The sequence below is a fragment of the Acinetobacter sp. Ac8 genome, assembly GCF_055392545.1.
Genome location: NZ_AP043689.1, coordinates 306,174 through 323,952, shown reverse-complemented (window position 1 = coordinate 323,952; position 17,779 = coordinate 306,174). Strand labels below are relative to the sequence as shown.

The following is a 17,779-nucleotide window of genomic DNA, read 5'->3' as shown; positions in this document are numbered from 1 at the left end:
CATCACATTTTCTTTTCTTAGCGACCAAAAAACCGCACTGCTTAGTCAAATAAACAGTGTGGTTTTAAAAAAGATGTGAATAGAAGAACAAATTTAGGCATTTGCTCAAATACAACGATTGAGTAGAGAAGGACTCAATTTATGATAAAAATTTATACTTCTAGAAAAGTATAAATTCACCATTGGATATTCATATCAGCAATAATCTCAAAAAAAACACAAATAATCAATAAAAATATCTCATTTTGATAATACAACTAAATATAATTTACTTTGAGGTTCAAATGTAGTGCTTTTTCTCAAAATAACCACTAAAGTTAAAAATGTAGAATCATTTGCATTTACAATGCAAATTCCACTGTTTTTTCTTGAACAATTTGTTATAAAGTAACATTCATTATTATTTTTTTTGATTCTCACTAATTGAGTAGGTCATCAATGGCACTTTCCAGTTTTGGCAAAATTCTCACCGTATTGGATTTATTTTCGGTGTCTCGCCCAGTAATTAATGTCGATGTGATTTGTGAAGAGCTTGGTTTATCTAAACCGACCAGCTATCGCTATTTAAAAGAATTAGTTTCGGCTGATATTTTGCAACGCTTAAATGGAACTTCAGGCGATTACACCCTTGGTCCTAAAATTGCTGTGATGGACTATATTTCTAGAACCACCGATCCATTGGTTCAAATCAGCAAACCATTTATGCAAGAAATTTCAGAACGTACAGAGCTTTGCTGTTTACTGACACATTTAAATGATGACTATTGTATTGATGTTCATCATGAAGTGTATCGTGATGAAACTTTACTTTCTTATGGTCGTGGTTGCCCTCGTCCCGTATTTATGGGCTCTTCACCTAAAGTGATCATGGCGCATTTATCTAAACAGAAAATTCATGAATATTACCTTCGCTTTGCAACACAATTAACTGAAGTTGGTTTTGCTGAAAATGAAGAAACCTTTGTTAATAAAATGAAAAAAATAAAAAAACAAGGTTATTATTTTTCACAAGGTGAACTTGATCCAAATGTTTCTGGCTTATCGATCCCAGTGAAGTTTTCAAGTAAAGAAGCGCCTTTAGCATTGACCGTACTTGCTTCAAAAAATCGTTTTGAATATGTCAACACCCCAAAACTAATTGAAACCTTGCAAGAGTCTGCTGCACAGATTGAAAAACGCTATCAAGCACTCTCTGCCAATGACCAATTATCTGAATTTCACCCATAAGCGCAATCATCTTGATAATTTAACATTTTGTAATGTTTTTATCTCTTGATAATGTTTTTATATTCTCATAATATGATTATGTTCTTCAGTAATCCATGATTTTTTGGACATTGTTTTTGCGAAGACAATTCCTCCTCAGAGTAAGGAAGCCTATGTGTTTAAACATAGGCTTTTTTATGCGCAAAATTTTTTATCCATTAAGTTTACTTTTAAGCCATTAAAAAAATAATTAGAGTAATTGGCGAATCATTTTCATTGAGGAATAATCTAAAGCAGCCAATAACAATGATGCATAATTTTAATTAAGGAATGTTATGAATATTCTCATCGTCCATGCACACCCTGAACCCCTTTCATTTACAACCGCGATGAAAGATCATGCTGTTGAGGTCTTGGAAAAATTAGGACATCAAGTTGAAGTTTCAGACTTGTATGCCATGAATTTTAATCCAATCGCATCACGAGAGGATTTCTCAGAACTGAGTCATCCTGAATATATGAATTATGCTTTGGAACAACGCCATGCTTATAAAAATAAGCAGATTGCCGCAGACATTCAGATTGAAATTGAAAAAGTACAAAAAGCAGATTTAGTGATTTTAAGTTTCCCCATGTATTGGACATCTGTACCTGCCATCTTAAAAGGCTGGATTGATCGCGTATTCGTTTCGGGTATTTTCTATGGTGGTAAACGTTTTTATAACCACGGTGGCATGGTGGGGAAAAAAGCCTTGTTAAGCTTTACCTTGGGTGGCCGTGAACATATGTTTGGTGATCATGCGATTCATGGTTCAATTGAGGATTTATTACTGCCGATTCAACGTGGAACTTTAGCTTATGCAGGCTTTGACGTGTTACCACCATTTACCGCTTACCATGTCCCATATATTTCTAATGAAGCACGCCAACAAATCCTGCTTGATTATCAGCAATATTTACATAACTTAGAAAATTTACCTGCATTAGACTTTCCTAAACTTGAACAATTTGATGACAAGCTTTATCCACTTGGATAAAAGTAACGAAAGGTCAAATTTACACGAGGCGCTAAAATTCGTCTAGATTTGGCGAGGGTATGTTTCCAATAACGTTGGGTCTGCCCTTGCATCACAATCAACTGACCACTGTGTAAAAGTAAATCTACTTTTTTAGCTTTCCACTTGTGCTTAAAACTGAATTTTCGAGTAGCACCTAGACTCAATGAAGCAATCACCACATTGTGGTTGGGCGCTTCCAATGATGGCTCATCATCACTATGCCAACCCACGCCTTGTGAGCCATTTTCATATAAATTTGCCAAACAGGAATTATAAGTTTGCCCTGTGAGTTGCTCGATATGCTGTTTGAGTCGATATAAAGCGGGATTCCAGATATGGGCTTGTTTTGCCATACCTGAATAATGATATTGGTAATCATCATCGCCATACCACACCACTTTGCGCTCAGTTTTATAATATTGACCATGCAAATAGACTTCATCATGTTGCCAAGCCAAATGCTGTAGAAAATAATTTAAATATTTTTGACTTTGTTCATGATCCAAAATTAAGCCAAAGTCTTTTACTACCCCATCATAAGGCAGTAAATTATCTTGTGCTTCAGGTTCAAATAAATCTAAATTCATGGTCTAAAATGAGCGACTGGTTCATCCAACAATGAATCAATATTTAACATGAAACAAGTCATTTTTGATCAAAATTAAACAACTTTAATATGAAGAATAGTAGGTCATATCATGGGTAAATATTCAAATGAACAGTGGTATATAGAAGGCGTCCAAGCCTATTTAGCCAAATATGGCGAAGTCCCACCGCCATGGATTTTTGCACCAGAATACCATCCTTATTCTATAGGATGGCGAATGGGAAGCGGAGAATCACATATGATGTATTTAGATGAATGGATGAGTCAGCAAAAAATGAGCTTTGCTGAAAAGGTCAACTATTTGCATCGTTACCCAGCACCACCACGTTGGTATCAATGGCTGGTTCACTTTTTATGGAATGATCTTCCATATGATATGGAAGATCAAGACTATCTCAAGTATTTTGAAAAGCTTAATGAACTCGGATTTAAATTAGCAGACCAATTTCAAGAGGATTTTGATCGTGAAGATTCGGACTAGTGTAAGACATTATTAAAATCTTTCACAATTCAAAACATAGCAATCACTTGTAGCAACGTTTATTCAGCTTTAGACTAAAACCAAGCTGATAAAAAGCAAAAACCTATGAATTTATGGCAATTATTTCAAAAATTACGCCCCTTTGTACGTCCCTACCGCTGGCTTGTCATCGTCACCTTAGTGTTAACGTTGATTGGCTCACTCACCGCTCAGGTCAATGCCCTCACACTTAAATATGCTGTAGACAGCATTAACCATCTGATCCAAGCAGGACAAGGCCTAGCGGATGGATGGCACATTATCATTACCATTACTGTGGTTTTATTGGCCAAAGAAGTCATCAATGCAATTGTTCAATTTGGGCAAAAATCATTTGGTGAAAAACTCAGAATTTTAATTTCACAGGATTTATCTCAGGGCATTATCGAAAAGTTTATTACCTATCGATTGGCCTTTTTCGATCAGAAAAATAACCAAGCAGGAAAATTACAAACCCGTATCGACCGTGGAGTTAGCTCGCTCACTCGGCTGGTTCAAATCTTTTTTATTGATATTTTACCGTTATTTACCAGTGCAATTATCGCTTTAGCCCTAATGTATTATGCCAATTTTTGGGTGGGTGTGGTCGCAACAATCATTGTACCAATTTACTTTTGGCTGACCTTTAAACAATCACAAAAGCTTTCTGGCAAACGTCGAGCCTTGCGCGATAACATGGAAAAGAAGAATCAAGGTATTTTGAGTATTATTAACTCAATTACAGTGATTAAATCTTTTAATAAAGAGGCTGTTGAATCCACCAAGCAACTGAACTTACAAAAGTCACTGACTGAAAATCAGATGCAAACTCGACAAACCAGCTATATCTTTGATGGTTTAAAAACCTTTATCGAACAAGTTGGTGTAGTCCTGATCATTATTTTAACTGCTTACTTTGTTTTAGATGGACAAATGAGTATAGGGATGATCATGTACCATGTATTGTTGTTCAATAACGTGTCTGCACCGATCCGCTCTTTGCATCGTATTTATGATGAAATTAACTCAGCAATGATCTATTCAGAAAGCTTCTTTAGTATCTTAGAAGCAGATCATGAAATCGAAGCCAGTGGTTTAATGAAACCTCAAATTCATGGCAAATTTGAATTGGAAAATGTTGATTTTATCTACCCAAATGGTCATCAAGCCTTACATCGGATTAACATGACTATTCAACCCAATAAAATCACAGCCTTAGTGGGCTTATCAGGTGCGGGAAAATCAACCTTAATCAGCCTACTGGATAAATTTTATGCCCCGAATTTAGGCTGTATCAAACTCGATGGGATTGATTTAGAGCAACTCGATACACACTATTTAAGAGAAAATATTGGCTTAGTATTGCAAAAAAACCATATTTTCCAAGGCTCAATTTTAGAAAATATTCGTTATGGTAAGCCCCATGCAAGCAATGAAGAAGTCATCGCAGCTGCAAAAAAAGCCTCGATTCATGAGCAGATTTTAAAATTACCGCATGCCTATGAAGCAGATGCCTTGCTATTGTCTGGCGGACAACAACAGCGAATCGCACTTGCTCGAATGTTCCTTAAAAACCCGCCGATTATCTTTTTAGATGAGCCCACAGCAAGTTTAGATGCCATCGCTTCAGAGCAAATCAAACAAAGTTTAGATGAGATTAAACAAGGCCGAACTGTGATTATGATCTCGCACAGCCTTTCGCAAATTATTGATGCCGATTACACCTATGTGATGAAAGAAGGACAAATCGTTGAGCATGGTGAACATCATGATCTTTATCATCAAGATGGTGCTTATAAGGAAATTTTTGATGCGATGGCTAAAAGCTTAAATATCGAAAAAATTGCACGAACTTTTGAAGATGATGGCGAGGAGGAAACCCATAGCTAAAGTCTAGTTAGTGCTTTGTATAAACCTACAGAAGCTCATACTGATTAAATTGATTTCTGCAGCATTGGATCATTCAAGATATGCCTATCTGCTAACGAGATAAATTATCTTTTATGAACTATTCCCACATACAAATAAAAAGCCACTCTATGTTCTAGAATGGCTTTTTTCTTTTTAGAGTAATAATTTAGAGGCTAATCATTTCCATTTTACTGCTTGGACTTCAACTTTTTTAGGATTGTCCGTTTCAGCACTACTGCAACCACAACCGCCACCGCATCCACTCACCATCGCAGGCTGAATCCATTTGGCTAAACGAGTCCAACCTTGCGACTGACAAAATTGAGCCAGTTTAGAAAACACCGAATACGCTGACTTTGGGAAGACTTTCTTAAATACAAAAATTGCACTCCAAATCACCAATACCGCAATAATCAAAAATTCAATCATCTCTAGCTCCTTTGCTTCAAGATTCTGGCTTATAGACCAAAATAACCTGACGCAATTTGATAAGTGAGGAAAGCCATTAAATAAGCCAAACCAAATAGATAAACTGTCATACCAGCAACAGTTTTCCAAGAACCTGTTTCACGTTTTACCGTAGCCAATGTCGCTAAACAATGCGGTGCATAGATAAACCACACCAACAACGATAAACCTGTTGCAACTGACCAGCTTAAATCACCCTGACTGATCAGATGTGACAAACCTTGAGCGACTGCATCATCATCCGCTGCAGATAAAGCATAAACCGTACCCAATGCTGCAACCACAACTTCACGTGCTGCCATCGCTGGAATTAAAGCAATACAGATTTGCCAATTAAATCCAAGCGGTTCAAAGATTGGGTGCATCACATGCCCCAGCATCCCGGCAAAAGAGTAGTCAATATCGGGTAATGTCGCGCCTTCTGGCGGTTGAGGGAATGTACACAAGAACCATAACAAAATCGATAAAGCGAAGATAATGCCACCGACGCGCTTTAAGAAGATCTTGGCACGGTCTAACAACCCAATCCATACACTTTTTATATCTGGGATACGGTAGCTTGGTAATTCCATCAATAAAGCATGTTGTGATTTATCTTTCTGGAAAAACTTCAGCACGGTCGCAACAATGAGCGCACTCACAATTCCCGCCATGTATAAACCGAAGAGCACTAAACCTTGTAGATTAAGGAAACCCCAAACCATTTTCGCTGGAATAAATGCAGCAATCAGCAAGGCATACACTGGCAAACGCGCTGAACATGTCATTAACGGCGCAACCAGTATCGTCACCAAACGATCTCGTGGATCACTAATACTTCGAGTCGCCATAATCCCAGGTACCGCACAGGCAAAACTGGATAACAGTGGGATAAACGCCCGACCACTTAAGCCTGCTTTAAACATCAATTTATCGAGTAGAAACGCCGCACGCGGTAGATAGCCTGACTCTTCTAAAACCAAAATAAAGAAGAACAGAATTAGAATCTGTGGCAAGAACACCACTACACTACCTGCACCTGCAATGATCCCATCGACCACTAAGCTGTGAAGTAGTGGTTGGGTAATAAACTGCCCAATCCAGCCACCAAACCAGCCAAAAAATTCTTCAATACCATCCATAAATGGCGCTGCCCAAGCGAATACTGCTTGGAAAACAATAAACATCATCAGCGCAAGGCTAAGAAGTCCTAAAACGGGGTGTAAAAAAATCTTATCGAGAAAATCAGTACGTTTGTCTTCATGATCTAAAAAAATCACCACATCTTTTAAGATTTGGTCAATTTTTTCATGATTGGAACCTGAAAGCTTAACATCACTCAGTTCTGCACTTGGTGTGTGGAATTTTTCATTTTCCAAAGCACCCATCAAGTTTTCAATCCCTGCATTACGCACAGCAACCGTTTCCACCACGGGAATACCTAAACGCTGTGATAATTTTTGGGTATTGATCTGCATCCCACGACGACGCGCTTCATCCATCATGTTTAATACAAGCAGAATCGGTTTGCCTTGTTCAATGACTTCAAGCACAAGTCCCAAATGTAATTTTAAGTTGGTTGCATCCACCACACATAAAAATGCCTGCTGATCTTGTTCGCCGGCAATTTTCCCCAAAACCACATCACGGGTAATGGCTTCATCAGGACTGGCTGCATCGAGGCTATACGTTCCAGGCAAATCCAGAACACGCACCGCACGACCAGAAGGTAAATTAAATGTACCCACTTTACGTTCAACAGTCACCCCAGCATAGTTGGCAACTTTTTGACGTGTACCGGTTAAATGGTTGAAAAGTGAAGTTTTACCGCAGTTAGGATTTCCCACTAAAGCAATACGTAAAGTTTCGCTCATGCGGAAGCTCCTTCTAATGCCTGATGTATTTCAATTTTTTCGGCTTCGATCTTGCGTAACGCAAATCGAGTAAAACCAATTTGAATGAGAATAGGATCACCACCAAAAACACCTTTTGTGATCACTTGTACACGTGTGCCAGGCACAAAACCTAGAGTTTCTAAACGACTCGCCACTAAATCTGGCTGATTGACATTATCTTGCGAGGTGCGATTGACCTTTGCGATAATGGCAGTTTGCTTTACTTTCAAGTCTGACAAACGCACAGCAATTAACCCTAAAATTTACACGATAGACAGACTATTATACATACAAATGAGAATAATTACCAAGTAAGGTTTGATTACAATTCTCATTCAAATACGATATTCGACTTATGTTTTCTTTTAGTCTACATTCCATCAACAGATAAGTTTTAAACACCACCGAAGCCCATGCTAAATAAGAAACCACGTATTCCTGCTGCTGTTGCCATTCCTGAAAATCTAGGCTTTTTACAGGGATTCCGTGACTATTTAATTGCACAAACGGTCAGTCCGCATACAAGAAACGCCTATTTATCGGACTTAATTCAATGTAGTGAATGTGTAAATTCTTACCTTCCGAATTGGACACATGAAGACATCTCCGATGTGCTTATTCAACTCACCAAACAAGGTAAAAGCCCTCGGTCAATTGCCCGTTCACTTTCTGCTTTACGTTCATTTTTTAAGTTTTTACGTGAACAAAAGATTCGTTTAGATAATCCTGTCGCAATCCATAAAACCCCAAAACTCGGACGAGCATTGCCTAAAGATTTATCGGAGCAGGACGTTGAAGCACTGATCCAAGCACCAGACGTCACAACAGCGTTAGGTTTGCGTGATCGCGCCATGTTTGAAGTACTTTATGCTTGTGGTTTACGTGTTTCAGAGCTTCTCAATTTAAGATTAGATTTGATCAATTTAAAACAAGGCTATTTAAGAATCACAGGTAAAGGCAATAAAGAACGTTTGGTGCCTTTGGGGGGTATGGCATGTGAATGGGTGGAAAAATATTTAACTGAATCTCGCCCACAACTGTATAAATCCGCTACCGATTATCTATTTCTAACCCAACATGGTGGCATCATGAGTCGTCAAAACTTTTGGTATGCCATCAAGCGTTATGCCTTACAAGCTGGGATCCAAGCTGAGCTATCACCTCATACCTTACGTCATGCTTTTGCAACGCATCTTTTAAATCATGGCGCTGACTTACGGGTGGTGCAAATGCTTTTGGGGCATAGTGATTTATCGACCACACAAATTTATACCCATGTCGCACAAATCCGTATGCAACAGCTGCATGAAAAATATCATCCACGTGCTTGATGGCTGAGCATGACGTGTATATCGGCAATTTACATCCCTTAATCAAGTTTTAAAGTACACTATTAAAAATTTTGTTATGCTAATTCCCTCAAATCATGCTGAAGAAACATAAAGAGTTATTTATGCAATTGAATCGTTCAAAATTGATGTTGGCTTGTCTTATTGCAAGCACGATGGCAGTGAGTGCTTGTTCAAAAAATCCAGACTCAAAAAAAGATGACACTTTAACTGCGACAGCACCTGCAACAGGTGAGGCATCGAATTTAACTGAGCGTGATGCAAAACAACGTCTAATCCAAACATTACAGGCCAATTTCAAAAAGGCTGGTGTTAAAGCCAAAATTTTAGATGCGAAACCGACTGAAATGCCCAATCTTTATTGGATCAGTATGGAAGGCATGAGCTCAGTCTATGCAACATCTGATGGTAAATTCCTGATCCAAGGCGATGTAATCCGTTTAGGTGGCGATAAACTCAGTAGCATTGGTGACAAAATACAAGCTGCAGAAAACAAGAAATATCTTGCTGAGTTAAATATTAAGGACCTCTTGGTTTACCCTGCGCAAGGTAAGGTTAAACATGTGATCTATGTATTTACTGATGCAAGCTGTCCTTATTGCCATAAACTTCATGAACATATCAGTGAAATCACGGCTAAAGGTATTGAAATACGTTATATCGCATGGCCACGTGGTGAACAATTTATACCGACGATGGAAAGTATCTGGTGTAGTGCAGACCGTAGTGCTGCATTTAATCAAGCCATTGCCGGTACTGCGCTTCCACCAGCAAGCTGTAAAAATCCAGTTCGTGACCTGTATGCTTTAGGTCTAAAAATGGGTGTAAATGGTACCCCTGCGATCTACAATGCAGAGGGTGAATATCTGGGCGGTTATATGACTGCTGACGAAATTGAAAGCCGTTTAAATAAATAATTTTTATCAGTAAATTTACTATTATTTATAGCTCAATATAAAGATGCGTCAGACTCTAGAGTCTGGCGCATTTTTTAGCTATGATCTAAGCTTAATATAATTTATATACATAATTGGAGTGTGACGTGAAACCAGTTCGTCTGGCAATACTCGGTCTTGGAACCGTAGGCGGTGGTGCCCTTAAACTACTACAAGAAAACGCTGCTGAAATTAGACGTCGCACCGGCCGAGAAATTGAAATTACCCACGTAGGTACGCGTCGTCCACGTCCAGATCTAAATTTACCAGCAAGCATTAAACAGAGCGCCGACCTGCTAGATATCGTCCGCCAGCCTGATGTTGATGTTGTCGTTGAAGTCATGGGCGGTATCCACCCTGCTTATGAAGTCATGATGGAAGCGATTAAACATGGCAAGCAAGTGGTAACGGCAAACAAAGCTTTACTGGCAGAACATGGAAATGAGCTATTTAAAGCGGCTGATGATCACCACGTACAAGTTGCCTTTGAAGCAGCGGTTGCCGGTGGTATTCCAATTATCAAGGTCATTCGTGAAGGCTTAGCAGCCAATAAAATTGAATGGCTAGCAGGTATCATCAATGGTACAGGCAATTTCATTCTGACTGAAATGAGTGAAAAAGGGCGTGCCTTTGCGGACGTACTCAAAGAAGCTCAAGAACTTGGTTATGCCGAAGCAGACCCAACATTTGATGTTGAAGGCATTGATGCTGCGCATAAGCTGACTATTCTTGCATCATGTGCCTTTGGTATTCCTTTACAGTTCGATAAGGTTTATACCGAAGGTATTACCAAGATTACTGCACAAGATGTGAAATACGCTGAAGAGCTTGGCTATAAAATCAAACACTTGGGCATTGCACGTCGTTCTAGCAAAGGCATCGAACTTCGCGTACATCCAACCCTGATTCCTGAAGAAGAACTTCTTGCCAATGTAAATGGTGTGAAGAATGCTGTTCTAGTTCAAGCCAATGCAGTTGGTCCTACATTGTATTATGGCGCAGGTGCAGGCGCAGGCCCTACTGCTTCTGCGGTTGTGGCAGATGTGGTTGATATTGTCCGTGATATCATTTACACAGAAGATGGTTCAGGTACTATTCCTCAGCTTGCCTTTGAAGCTCTTTCCGACTTGCACATCTTGTCGAGTGATGAGATGACCACAGGTTATTATTTGCGTTTAAATGCTGAAGACCAAACTGGCGTACTCGCAGATGTAACAACAATTTTAAGTCGCACGGGGATCAGTATTGATGCCATCATGCAGCAACCTCGCTTAAAAGATCTGATTCCTATCGTGATTTTGACTGATCCGATCGTCGAATCGAAAATGAATGAAGCGATTGCACAAATTCAAGCCTTACCTGCTATCCATGGCGAAATCGTACGAATTCGTTTAGAATTGCTCGATAACTAATCGGGTTTTAAACTCCTCTAAATTTGCAGCAATACCCTGCAAAGCGCCATTCAATGAATGGTGCAGCCTCTCCAAGTAGAGGCTTAGAGGTTAAAAGAATATCTTATTTGCTCTACACACAATTGGAACACCATCATGTCTAATGCCAATCGCTATACAGGACTTGTTGATCGCTATCGTGACCGCTTACCAGTATCGAAAACTACACGTGCTATTTCTTTAAATGAAGGTAATACGCCTCTCATTAAATTAGACAATATTCCCGGTATTATTGGTAAGAATGTTGAAATTTATGTGAAGTATGAAGGTTTAAACCCGACAGGTTCGTTTAAAGACCGTGGTATGACCATGGCAGTGACCAAAGCGGTAGAAGAAGGCTCTAAGGCGATTATCTGTGCATCTACAGGCAATACCTCTGCTGCTGCTGCTGCATATGCTGCTCGTGCGGGTATCAAAGCATTTGTGTTAATCCCAGAAGGTAAAATTGCCATGGGTAAAATGGCACAAGCGATGATGTACGGCGCGATCACTATGCAAATTCGTGGCAACTTCGATGACGGCATGCGTTTGGTTAAAGAAGTTGCAGACCAAGCACCGGTAACGATTGTTAACTCAATCAACCCATACCGCTTACAGGGTCAAAAGACCATTGCTTATGAAATCGTAGAAGCGTTAGGTCGTGCGCCTGACTACCACTGCTTACCTGTCGGTAATGCGGGTAATATCACTGCGCATTGGATGGGTTATACTGAAGCCGTTGCGAATCAACCTGTTGAAGCATTTGAACAAGTGGTTTATGACCCTGCAACAGATAAGTTTACAGGTCCAAACCCTGAAGGTCGCCCAATCATGGTCGGTTATCAAGCTTCTGGTGCTGCACCGTTCTTACGTGGTGGTCCTGTTGAAAACCCAGAAACAGTTGCAACAGCAATTCGTATTGGTAATCCTCAAAGCTTTAATCATGCCAAAGCGGTCGTTCGTGACTCAAATGGCTGGTTTGATGAATTGACTGATGCTGAAATTTTAGAAGCGCAACGTTTGCTTTCTATGTATGAAGGTGTATTTGTTGAACCTGCTTCTGCGGCATCTATCGGTGGTGCAATTCGTGATATCAAAGCAGGTAAAATTGCTGAAGGTTCTGTGATTGTATGTACTGTGACAGGTAATGGTCTAAAAGATCCTGATACTGCAATTAAACAATGTGAAGATGCAGTGATGCTGTCTATTGATGCAACAATGAATCAAGTGAAAGACTCTATTCTTTCAAATATGTAATAACGCATTCACATCTAAAAAAACCAGTTGTGCACAACTGGTTTTTTTATTTGCTCAAGCTCAACATTATTCTTCTTCATATTGGTCATAGCTATACTGTCTTGCCAAGTCCTTTTCTATACGTTGAATATCTTCAAGACTAATTTCCTTGATTTCAAATAAAGGCTGCTTGAGTAAAGGATTTACTGCATATAAAGCCTCATGTTTCGAATAAGCTATGCTTAACTTTTGCTCAGTCTCGTCATAACTTAGACCTGATTCAGTTGCAATCAATGCTTGCAGCAATCCTGGTTGCTCTGAAAGTTCTGATAAGGTTCCACTGAGATGAATAGAACAATAGTCATATTCAGCAAAAATTTTCCCCACACTCTTTCTAAGCAATTCTGAGTTTTCTGAATAAACCAAACCAGCAAAACCCTCATCATGCTCTTCAAACCATTGTTGCTTTTTCATCGACCATAAACCATAAAATTTCACTTCTTGATCAAACTGTATCAACTGAAATTTTTGCATCTCGGCAAGCTGAACAAATTCAAATGTATCCTCATCATTTAAGCTTGCAGGTAATACATCCATAGATAATTCATCATCATCCAGAATATGTTCACCACAATGCGCAAAGACAAAATCATCCAGTTGTTTTAATTGCGCCTCATCCGCTTCAAAAAGCGATTCAACTTCATATAGAGCAAAATCACGCGCACTCTCAATTTCAAGTTGCTTATAGGTTGCTTCTGCCTGTTGTTTATTGTCAAAAATATTGGCAATACGATTTCCAGCGATGTAAAAAACCTCATCGTTATAGCCAAAGTATTTTGCACGTATCACATAAGTCGCCATACGAATCCCCTAATTTTTTGTTGATTGCATTGTCTGTTTTCGTTGATATAGACCTTGAGCACTTAAAGGTATTGCCATTCCATTATCCATCCACAATTCAAAATGCATGGCATTAAAAAAATCTGCTGGGCTATACACAATATTTTCTAATGGGGGTAATTCCCCAATACGCGGCAAAATATCGTAAATAAACCAACTGTTGTGGGTGATTAACAAAGAATGCAATTTGCCTGTTAAAGCCAGAGGTGACAACATCAGCTGTGAAAGCGCTTTATCCTGTAAATAATATTGATGTAACTGCTCGAGTTGCTGTTCAAAGTTTTTAGGTAAATGTTTAGCATCTATCGCATTAACAAAATCATTTAAGGTTGGAATAAAACGCTGTTGGTAGTCCACCAAGAGATGATCACGCTCACACAAGTCTTTAATATCAATTGACTTGCCTGCACTATTTTGAAGGCTATGCCCAAACACAGGAATCACCACCGAATTTACGCCCCATAATGTATGTAAAATTCGATGACGGGCATCACTGCATAAACTTTTGGTGCTATCAATAAATCCATGTATTTGATAATAGTCTTCTGCTTCACCGCCCCAACGTTTGGCAGAAATCCGTGCATGTTGCATTGCATTCATTATCTGAGGTCATCATTTCTTGTTGTTGCTCAACAGTAACCCATTTTAAAAAATAAGCGAATACAATTTATTGATGATGGTTTATTGATCTGCTTAATTTAAGCATAAAAAAAGCCCTTCATATTGAAGAGCTTTTTGTCATTTGGCTCGTTAAGTACCGTGAAAAACCAATTAGATACGTTTCGGTAAATTACTCACCCAATTTAATAAATTGGTTGCATCATTGGTACGTGCCTGAGAAGAACTTGCACCTAATAACACCACTACAGCTGGACGACTATTTACAGTGGTATGCATAACCACGCAACGCCCTGCTTCATTGATATAACCCGTTTTAGAAATATTAATATTCCAGCCACCATTACGTACTAAGGCATTGGTATTGTTTGATTTCAACACGCGATAACCTAAATTAAAGTCATAGTGTGCTGTTGTTGAAAATTGACGGATCAAGCCATATTGCGATGCAGCACTGACTAAAATCCCCAAATCTCGAGCAGAAGAAACATTACGTGGATCTAAACCAGTAGATTCAACATAATGGGTTGAGTTCATGCCCAATTGACGTGCTTTTGAATTCATTGCAGCAAAAAACGCTTGGCGACCACCTGGGTAAGTACGGGCTAAAGCCGCTGCAGCTGGATTTTCAGATTTCATCAATGCCACAAGTAACATTTCAGCACGATTCATGGTATCGCCAACTTTTAAAGTTGAACTTGAATTCTTACCACCAGCACCCGCAAAATCGATTTGTTGCAAAGTGATGTCTTCAGACATATTTAAACGGGCATCTGCGGTAATCACCGCTGTCATCAACTTGGTAATTGATGCGATAGGCAACGCCATATTGGTATTTTTACTAAACAGGACTTCACCTGTTTTTGCATCCATCACCAACGCGGCACGTGCATTTACCGATGGTTGGCTGTTATAGGTATTGGTGTCATAAATCTGTACAGACTTATTGGTCAATGTTGTCGGTGCAGCATTTGACGCACGAATTGTTGTGGTTAAGGTAGTTGAGCCTTTTGGAGAAATATCCTCGCCATCATCATCCAGAGAGTCGCCATTGAGTAACTGGCTGGCATCTGAAGAAGACCAATTTACAGTTGCTTGTCCGCTCCCCCCCGATGAGTTCATAATGATTTCAGCAAAACCGGTAGAACTCAAACTGAGTAGTACTGACAAACTCAGCACATGCATTAACGTTTTTTTTGGTTTTTTCACGATAACTTACTCACCTCAAGGAGGTATTCACAAACTTGCTAATTACCTCAAATATGACTTACATTTACACTCAAACGTGACTATATTAAAACAAATATTTCAATCACGCCGTATTATGCGTAAATATTGAATGGATATTAGGAATAGGATTGCCAATTTTGTTATGTCTTTGCAAGTCTTTTTTGCTTTATGTAACAAAAATGTCGATATTGAGAAATTTAAGGAGGTGTAAGTGATTACTGTTTTAGTGGTAGATGACCATGAATTAGTAAGAACCGGCATCTGCAGAATGTTAGAAGATCAGACCGATATTCAAGTCATTGGACAAGCAGAATCTGGTGAAGAAGCAATTACGATTGTAAGGCAACAACATCCCAATGTGGTTTTATTGGATGTCAACATGCCTGGAATTGGTGGTGTAGAAACTACCCGTCGTTTGTTACAAACCGCACCTGATACCAAAGTACTCGCTGTGAGTGGTTTGGCTGAAGAACCCTATCCATCGCTATTATTGAAAGCTGGAGCTCGTGGTTACATTACCAAGGGCGCGCCGATCACTGAAATGGTTCGCGCAATCAAAAAAGTCATGCAAGGCGGTAAGTATTTTAGTGCCGATATTGCTGAACAACTTGCAAGCTCTTATTTATCCGATACACAAACCTCACCTTTTGACGCGCTGTCAGAACGTGAAATGCAAGTTGCCATGATGGTGGTAAATTGTGTCAGTGCACAAGAAATTTCTGACAAACTCTTTGTTAGTGTAAAAACAGTCAATACTTATCGTTATCGTATCTTTGAAAAATTAGGACTTGATAGTGATGTAAAACTCACTCACCTTGCGATACGTTATGGTCTAATTAAGCCATAAATTGATTAAAACAATAATTTATCTTGAGTACGATTTATGTCGCCTACGGTAACGGTCCCCATTTATCAAACAATTTACCGTCTAGGCACACTGTATTCAGGGTATAGATTGGTTATTGCCTTTTGCTTAGTCATTATTTTTCTGATAACCCTTGAACATCAGCCCGTACATTACCAATATCCCAGCTTATATTTTTATTCTCTAACTGCATTTACGCTGATTGCAGCATTACAAATGATGCTGCTCAAGTTCTACCCACATGGTGTTGGACGACAATTTATTGGTTTTTTTATTGTTGATATTCCCTTTCTAAGTACCTTGGTATTTGCCCTCAATGGGCCAAATTTAGCCATCAGTATTTTGTTCGTGATTGCCGTTTTTACCGCGAATTTTCTGCTCAGTAAAAATAAAGCACTATTCGTAACACTGGTTTCTGTGATTGCGATTATTTACCAACAGTTTTTAGGCAGCTTCTTCGATTTTTCAAATTTAAATAATATTAGTAACAGTGCCTTATTGGCTTTTTTATTTTTTATGGTCTATGGCATTGGGCAGATTGCAATTAATCGCTTCCAAGTTTTAGAGTCATTAAATACCTATCAATCGCTTGAATTATTTAAGTTACAGAACATTAACCGCTATATTTTAGAACAGATTGAAGTCGGTTATTTGGTGCTCGATGAAAAGTGCAAAATTATCGTCAGTAACCCTGCTGCCTGTTTACTTTTGGGTATTTCACCACTTTACGCGCATGAGCAATATCATTTATCCAGCTTTCAACCGGACTTATATGAAATCTTAAAAGATGCCATGTTACGTGATGGAGAACGCTTCCAATTTGAATCGCATCAGTCCTCGTATACAGTCGATATTCGCGTACAAAAATTGATTGTTCCGCATCAAGCACTCACGCTTTTGGTCCTCGAAGATGCACAAAAAATTAATCAAAAGGTACAACAACTCAAACTTGCTGCACTTGGTCAATTGTCCGCTAGCATTGCCCATGAAATTCGCAATCCACTTGCTGCCATTGCGCAGGCCAATGATCTCTTTATTAGCAGTGACCCAGAACAACAAACCATTTTAAATCAAATGATTACCAAACAGACCATCCGTATCAATAATATTATTAAAGATACCTTGGATATGGCAAAAAATAAAAAGACCCATACATCGAAAATTAATTTTCAAGAATTTGTTGATGACTTATTACGCCATGATCTAGGGGATGCTCAGGAAAAAATCAAATTAGAGGTCCAATCTGATGTTTGGATTTATTTTGATGATTCTCATCTTCGACAAGTTTTAATCAATTTAGTGCGTAATGCATTACGTCATAATGATCAAAATGCTGAACACATTTTAGTGCAAACGTTTAAAAATGAATCACACGTATATATCGATGTGATTGATTATGGGAAAGGCGTCACAAAACAAGATCTTTCGCAATTATTTCAGCCATTTTTTAGTACCGAAATCAATGGAACTGGTTTAGGATTGTACCTATCGCAGACGATATGCGAAGCGAATCAAGCGAAACTAATTTACGTAGAGCAAAAACAACAAGGGGCGTGCTTCCGTATCGAATGCCCACTCATGGATTAGATTAGG

General features: G+C 38.9%; 17 protein-coding genes. 10 read left to right on the top strand and 7 right to left on the bottom strand.

Annotation, left to right across the window (positions count from 1 at the left end):
• Positions 1-438 precede the first annotated feature (438 nt).
• Positions 439-1,227 carry an IclR family transcriptional regulator gene (locus tag ACZ5QH_RS01515; protein ID WP_004818582.1) on the top strand — a complete coding sequence of 263 codons (789 nt, stop codon included), beginning with the start codon at positions 439-441 and terminating at the stop codon, positions 1,225-1,227.
• A 314-nt stretch (positions 1,228-1,541) separates the two neighbouring features.
• Positions 1,542-2,243 (top strand): NAD(P)H-dependent oxidoreductase, encoded by a 702-nt coding sequence (locus ACZ5QH_RS01510; protein WP_303577780.1) that lies wholly within the window; start codon positions 1,542-1,544, stop codon positions 2,241-2,243.
• Here the strand turns inward: ACZ5QH_RS01510 and ACZ5QH_RS01505 are convergent.
• Positions 2,228-2,851 carry an alpha-ketoglutarate-dependent dioxygenase AlkB family protein gene (locus ACZ5QH_RS01505; protein WP_303577781.1) on the bottom strand — a complete coding sequence of 208 codons (624 nt, stop codon included), beginning with the start codon at positions 2,849-2,851 and terminating at the stop codon, positions 2,228-2,230. The two genes, ACZ5QH_RS01510 and ACZ5QH_RS01505, sit on opposite strands and share 16 nt — an antisense overlap.
• A gap of 111 nt (positions 2,852-2,962) precedes the next feature.
• Between ACZ5QH_RS01505 and ACZ5QH_RS01500 the strand changes: the two genes are divergently transcribed.
• Together ACZ5QH_RS01500 and ACZ5QH_RS01495 are read left to right on the top strand one after the other, a co-directional pair.
• Positions 2,963-3,352 (top strand): hypothetical protein, encoded by a 390-nt coding sequence (locus tag ACZ5QH_RS01500; protein ID WP_464016768.1) that lies wholly within the window; start codon positions 2,963-2,965, stop codon positions 3,350-3,352.
• Between the two features lie 105 nt (positions 3,353-3,457).
• The gene (locus tag ACZ5QH_RS01495; RefSeq protein ID WP_239046601.1) at positions 3,458-5,260 is read left to right on the top strand and encodes an ABC transporter ATP-binding protein; all 1,803 of its coding nucleotides are present in this window, start codon (positions 3,458-3,460) and stop codon (positions 5,258-5,260) included.
• 198 nt (positions 5,261-5,458) lie between these two features.
• Here ACZ5QH_RS01495 and ACZ5QH_RS01490 read toward each other — a convergent pair whose 3' ends face one another.
• Genes ACZ5QH_RS01490 through ACZ5QH_RS01480 form a run of 3 tightly spaced genes read right to left on the bottom strand, consistent with a single transcriptional unit; the run spans position 5,459 to position 7,868 of the window.
• Positions 5,459-5,710: a DUF6587 family protein gene (locus ACZ5QH_RS01490; protein WP_239046602.1), complete on the bottom strand. Its 252-nt coding sequence runs from the start codon at positions 5,708-5,710 to the stop codon at positions 5,459-5,461.
• Between the two features lie 29 nt (positions 5,711-5,739).
• Positions 5,740-7,602, bottom strand: a complete 1,863-nt coding sequence (feoB, locus tag ACZ5QH_RS01485) for a ferrous iron transport protein B (protein ID WP_096732732.1) — start codon at positions 7,600-7,602, stop codon at positions 5,740-5,742.
• Positions 7,599-7,868, bottom strand: a complete 270-nt coding sequence (locus tag ACZ5QH_RS01480) for a FeoA family protein (RefSeq protein ID WP_004718380.1) — start codon at positions 7,866-7,868, stop codon at positions 7,599-7,601. The genes feoB and ACZ5QH_RS01480 overlap by 4 nt, the downstream gene beginning before the upstream one ends.
• A gap of 168 nt (positions 7,869-8,036) precedes the next feature.
• Between ACZ5QH_RS01480 and xerD the strand changes: the two genes are divergently transcribed.
• The 4 genes from xerD to thrC all read left to right on the top strand — a co-directional run bounded on the left by xerD (position 8,037) and on the right by thrC (position 12,594).
• Positions 8,037-8,954, top strand: a complete 918-nt coding sequence (gene xerD, locus ACZ5QH_RS01475; protein WP_096732730.1) for a site-specific tyrosine recombinase XerD — start codon at positions 8,037-8,039, stop codon at positions 8,952-8,954.
• A gap of 122 nt (positions 8,955-9,076) precedes the next feature.
• Complete coding sequence (locus tag ACZ5QH_RS01470) at positions 9,077-9,889, top strand: thioredoxin fold domain-containing protein (protein ID WP_004818569.1); 813 nt, start codon at positions 9,077-9,079, stop codon at positions 9,887-9,889.
• Between the two features lie 125 nt (positions 9,890-10,014).
• Positions 10,015-11,319, top strand: coding sequence for a homoserine dehydrogenase (locus ACZ5QH_RS01465; RefSeq protein WP_004718385.1), 1,305 nt, complete (start codon positions 10,015-10,017; stop codon positions 11,317-11,319).
• A 135-nt stretch (positions 11,320-11,454) separates the two neighbouring features.
• On the top strand, positions 11,455-12,594 hold the full coding sequence (thrC, locus tag ACZ5QH_RS01460) for a threonine synthase (protein WP_004818568.1): 1,140 nt from the start codon (positions 11,455-11,457) through the stop codon (positions 12,592-12,594).
• A gap of 66 nt (positions 12,595-12,660) precedes the next feature.
• Here thrC and ACZ5QH_RS01455 read toward each other — a convergent pair whose 3' ends face one another.
• The 3 genes from ACZ5QH_RS01455 to pbpG all read right to left on the bottom strand — a co-directional run bounded on the left by ACZ5QH_RS01455 (position 12,661) and on the right by pbpG (position 15,300).
• The gene (locus ACZ5QH_RS01455) at positions 12,661-13,434 is read right to left on the bottom strand and encodes a hypothetical protein (protein WP_303577782.1); all 774 of its coding nucleotides are present in this window, start codon (positions 13,432-13,434) and stop codon (positions 12,661-12,663) included.
• Positions 13,435-13,443: 9 nt separating this feature from the next.
• Positions 13,444-14,073, bottom strand: coding sequence for a DUF6915 family protein (locus tag ACZ5QH_RS01450; protein WP_303577783.1), 630 nt, complete (start codon positions 14,071-14,073; stop codon positions 13,444-13,446).
• Between the two features lie 171 nt (positions 14,074-14,244).
• A complete protein-coding gene (gene pbpG, locus ACZ5QH_RS01445) occupies positions 14,245-15,300 on the bottom strand; it encodes a D-alanyl-D-alanine endopeptidase PBP7/8 (protein ID WP_004718389.1) in 1,056 nt (351 codons plus the stop codon).
• 232 nt (positions 15,301-15,532) lie between these two features.
• Here pbpG and gacA point away from each other — a divergent pair, with 232 nt between their 5' ends.
• Both gacA and ACZ5QH_RS01435 read left to right on the top strand, forming a co-directional pair.
• Positions 15,533-16,168 (top strand): response regulator transcription factor GacA, encoded by a 636-nt coding sequence (gene gacA / locus ACZ5QH_RS01440; RefSeq protein ID WP_004718392.1) that lies wholly within the window; start codon positions 15,533-15,535, stop codon positions 16,166-16,168.
• A 36-nt stretch (positions 16,169-16,204) separates the two neighbouring features.
• Positions 16,205-17,773 carry a sensor histidine kinase gene (locus tag ACZ5QH_RS01435; protein ID WP_239046605.1) on the top strand — a complete coding sequence of 523 codons (1,569 nt, stop codon included), beginning with the start codon at positions 16,205-16,207 and terminating at the stop codon, positions 17,771-17,773.
• Positions 17,774-17,779 lie beyond the last annotated feature (6 nt).

Bases quoted from the DNA above. Each gene is read 5' to 3' on its own strand.
- ACZ5QH_RS01435 (WP_239046605.1), top strand. From the start codon at position 16,205: ATGTCGCCTACGGTAACGGTCCCCATTTATCAAACAATTTACCGTCTA.
- thrC (WP_004818568.1), top strand. From the start codon at position 11,455: ATGTCTAATGCCAATCGCTATACAGGACTTGTTGATCGCTATCGTGAC.
- ACZ5QH_RS01505 (WP_303577781.1), bottom strand. From the start codon at position 2,851: ATGAATTTAGATTTATTTGAACCTGAAGCACAAGATAATTTACTGCCT.
- feoB (WP_096732732.1), bottom strand. From the start codon at position 7,602: ATGAGCGAAACTTTACGTATTGCTTTAGTGGGAAATCCTAACTGCGGT.
- xerD (WP_096732730.1), top strand. From the start codon at position 8,037: ATGCTAAATAAGAAACCACGTATTCCTGCTGCTGTTGCCATTCCTGAA.
- ACZ5QH_RS01470 (WP_004818569.1), top strand. From the start codon at position 9,077: ATGCAATTGAATCGTTCAAAATTGATGTTGGCTTGTCTTATTGCAAGC.
- ACZ5QH_RS01515 (WP_004818582.1), top strand. From the start codon at position 439: ATGGCACTTTCCAGTTTTGGCAAAATTCTCACCGTATTGGATTTATTT.
- ACZ5QH_RS01510 (WP_303577780.1), top strand. From the start codon at position 1,542: ATGAATATTCTCATCGTCCATGCACACCCTGAACCCCTTTCATTTACA.
- ACZ5QH_RS01455 (WP_303577782.1), bottom strand. From the start codon at position 13,434: ATGGCGACTTATGTGATACGTGCAAAATACTTTGGCTATAACGATGAG.
- ACZ5QH_RS01450 (WP_303577783.1), bottom strand. From the start codon at position 14,073: ATGAATGCAATGCAACATGCACGGATTTCTGCCAAACGTTGGGGCGGT.
- ACZ5QH_RS01500 (WP_464016768.1), top strand. From the start codon at position 2,963: ATGGGTAAATATTCAAATGAACAGTGGTATATAGAAGGCGTCCAAGCC.
- ACZ5QH_RS01490 (WP_239046602.1), bottom strand. From the start codon at position 5,710: ATGATTGAATTTTTGATTATTGCGGTATTGGTGATTTGGAGTGCAATT.
- ACZ5QH_RS01495 (WP_239046601.1), top strand. From the start codon at position 3,458: ATGAATTTATGGCAATTATTTCAAAAATTACGCCCCTTTGTACGTCCC.